2 rRNA genes are annotated in these 3203 nt (G+C 53.1%); both read right to left on the reverse strand.

Annotated features, from left to right (window positions below):
• Window positions 1–114: ribosomal RNA gene (rrf, locus tag IM282_RS21750) — 5S ribosomal RNA — on the reverse strand; the annotation flags it as partial.
• A gap of 71 nt (window positions 115–185) precedes the next feature.
• Window positions 186–3091 (reverse strand): 23S ribosomal RNA (locus IM282_RS21755).
• Between the last annotated feature and the right edge of the window lie 112 nt (window positions 3092–3203).

Raw genomic sequence — 3203 nt, forward strand, 5'->3', positions numbered from 1 at the left:
CTGGCAGTTCCCTACTCTCACATGGGGAGACCCCACACTACCATCGGCGCTACGGCGTTTCACTTCTGAGTTCGGCATGGGGTCAGGTGGGACCACCGCGCTAAAGCCGCCAGGCAAATTCTGTTAATCTGTATCAGGCTGAAAATCGTGTCTGTCTCTCTTCGCCAAAACAGCTTCGGCGTTGTAAGGTTAAGCCTCACGGTTCATTAGTATCGGTTAGCTCAACGCATCGCTGCGCTTACACACCCGACCTATCAACGTCGTAGTCTTCAACGTTCCTTCAGGAGACTCAAGGTCTCAGGGAGAACTCATCTCGGGGCAAGTTTCGTGCTTAGATGCTTTCAGCACTTATCTCTTCCGCATTTAGCTACCGGGCAGTGCCATTGGCATGACAACCCGAACACCAGTGATGCGTCCACTCCGGTCCTCTCGTACTAGGAGCAGCCCCCCTCAATTCTCCAGCGCCCACGGCAGATAGGGACCGAACTGTCTCACGACGTTCTAAACCCAGCTCGCGTACCACTTTAAATGGCGAACAGCCATACCCTTGGGACCTACTTCAGCCCCAGGATGTGATGAGCCGACATCGAGGTGCCAAACACCGCCGTCGATATGAACTCTTGGGCGGTATCAGCCTGTTATCCCCGGAGTACCTTTTATCCGTTGAGCGATGGCCCTTCCATTCAGAACCACCGGATCACTATGACCTGCTTTCGCACCTGCTCGCGCCGTCACGCTCGCAGTCAAGCTGGCTTATGCCATTGCACTAACCTCCTGATGTCCGACCAGGATTAGCCAACCTTCGTGCTCCTCCGTTACTCTTTGGGAGGAGACCGCCCCAGTCAAACTACCCACCAGACACTGTCCGCAACCCGGATTACGGGTCTACGTTAGAACACCAGCCATTAAAGGGTGGTATTTCAAGGTTGGCTCCACGCAGACTGGCGTCCACGCTTCAAAGCCTCCCACCTATCCTACACATCAAGGACCAGTGTTCAGTGTCAAGCTATAGTAAAGGTTCACGGGGTCTTTCCGTCTTGCCGCGGGTACACTGCATCTTCACAGCGAGTTCAATTTCACTGAGTCTCGGGTGGAGACAGCCTGGCCATCATTACGCCATTCGTGCAGGTCGGAACTTACCCGACAAGGAATTTCGCTACCTTAGGACCGTTATAGTTACGGCCGCCGTTTACCGGGGCTTCGATCAAGAGCTTCGCGTTGCCGCTAACCCCATCAATTAACCTTCCGGCACCGGGCAGGCGTCACACCGTATACGTCCACTTTCGTGTTTGCACAGTGCTGTGTTTTTAATAAACAGTTGCAGCCAGCTGGTATCTTCGACTGATTTCAGCTCCGTCCGCAGGGACTTCACCTACATATCAGCGTGCCTTCTCCCGAAGTTACGGCACCATTTTGCCTAGTTCCTTCACCCGAGTTCTCTCAAGCGCCTTGGTATTCTCTACCTGACCACCTGTGTCGGTTTGGGGTACGATTTCGTGTTACCTGATGCTTAGAGGCTTTTCCTGGAAGCAGGGCATTTATCACTTCAGCACCGTAGTGCCTCGTCATCACACCTCAGCGTTAACAAGGTACCGGATTTACCTGGAACCTCCGCCTACATGCTTAAACCGGGACAACCGTCGCCCGGCTGACATAGCCTTCTCCGTCCCCCCTTCGCAGTAACACCAAGTACAGGAATATTAACCTGTTTCCCATCGACTACGCCTTTCGGCCTCGCCTTAGGGGTCGACTCACCCTGCCCCGATTAACGTTGGACAGGAACCCTTGGTCTTCCGGCGAGCGGGCTTTTCACCCGCTTTATCGTTACTTATGTCAGCATTCGCACTTCTGATACCTCCAGCACCCCTCACAGGACACCTTCAACGGCTTACAGAACGCTCCCCTACCCAACAACGCATAAGCGTCGCTGCCGCAGCTTCGGTGCATGGTTTAGCCCCGTTACATCTTCCGCGCAGGCCGACTCGACCAGTGAGCTATTACGCTTTCTTTAAATGATGGCTGCTTCTAAGCCAACATCCTGGCTGTCTGTGCCTTCCCACATCGTTTCCCACTTAACCATGACTTTGGGACCTTAGCTGGCGGTCTGGGTTGTTTCCCTCTTCACGACGGACGTTAGCACCCGCCGTGTGTCTCCCGTGATAACATTCTTCGGTATTCGTAGTTTGCATCGGGTTGGTAAGCCGGGATGGCCCCCTAGCCGAAACAGTGCTCTACCCCCGAAGATGAGTTCACGAGGCGCTACCTAAATAGCTTTCGGGGAGAACCAGCTATCTCCCGGTTTGATTGGCCTTTCACCCCCAGCCACAGGTCATCCGCTAATTTTTCAACATTAGTCGGTTCGGTCCTCCAGTTAGTGTTACCCAACCTTCAACCTGCCCATGGCTAGATCACCGGGTTTCGGGTCTATACCCTGCAACTTAACGCCCAGTTAAGACTCGGTTTCCCTTCGGCTCCCCTATACGGTTAACCTTGCTACAGAATATAAGTCGCTGACCCATTATACAAAAGGTACGCAGTCACCCCATAAAGAGGCTCCCACTGCTTGTACGTACACGGTTTCAGGTTCTTTTTCACTCCCCTCGCCGGGGTTCTTTTCGCCTTTCCCTCACGGTACTGGTTCACTATCGGTCAGTCAGGAGTATTTAGCCTTGGAGGATGGTCCCCCCATATTCAGACAGGATACCACGTGTCCCGCCCTACTCTTCGAGTTCACAGCATGTGTGTTTTCGTGTACGGGACTATCACCCTGTACCGTCGGACTTTCCAGACCGTTCCACTAACACACAAGCTGATTCAGACTCCGGGCTGCTCCCCGTTCGCTCGCCGCTACTGGGGGAATCTCGGTTGATTTCTTTTCCTCGGGGTACTTAGATGTTTCAGTTCCCCCGGTTCGCCTCGTTAACCTATGTATTCAGTTAACGATAGTGCAACGGATTGCACTGGGTTTCCCCATTCGGACATCGCCGGGTCAAAGGTTCATATCACCTCGCCGGCGCTTTTCGCAGATTAGCACGTCCTTCATCGCCTCTGACTGCCAGGGCATCCACCGTGTACGCTTAGTCGCTTAACCTCACAACCCGAAGATGTTTCACTTCTGATTGCGAAAATTTGAGAGACTCGAACACACATGAGCTGTGTGTCGTTTCAATTTTCAGCTTGATCCAGATTTTTAAAGAGCAAAT

It is taken from the genome of Enterobacter cloacae complex sp. P29RS (assembly GCF_014893445.1).
In the GTDB taxonomy this organism is placed as follows: Bacteria; Pseudomonadota; Gammaproteobacteria; order Enterobacterales; family Enterobacteriaceae; genus Enterobacter; species Enterobacter intestinihominis.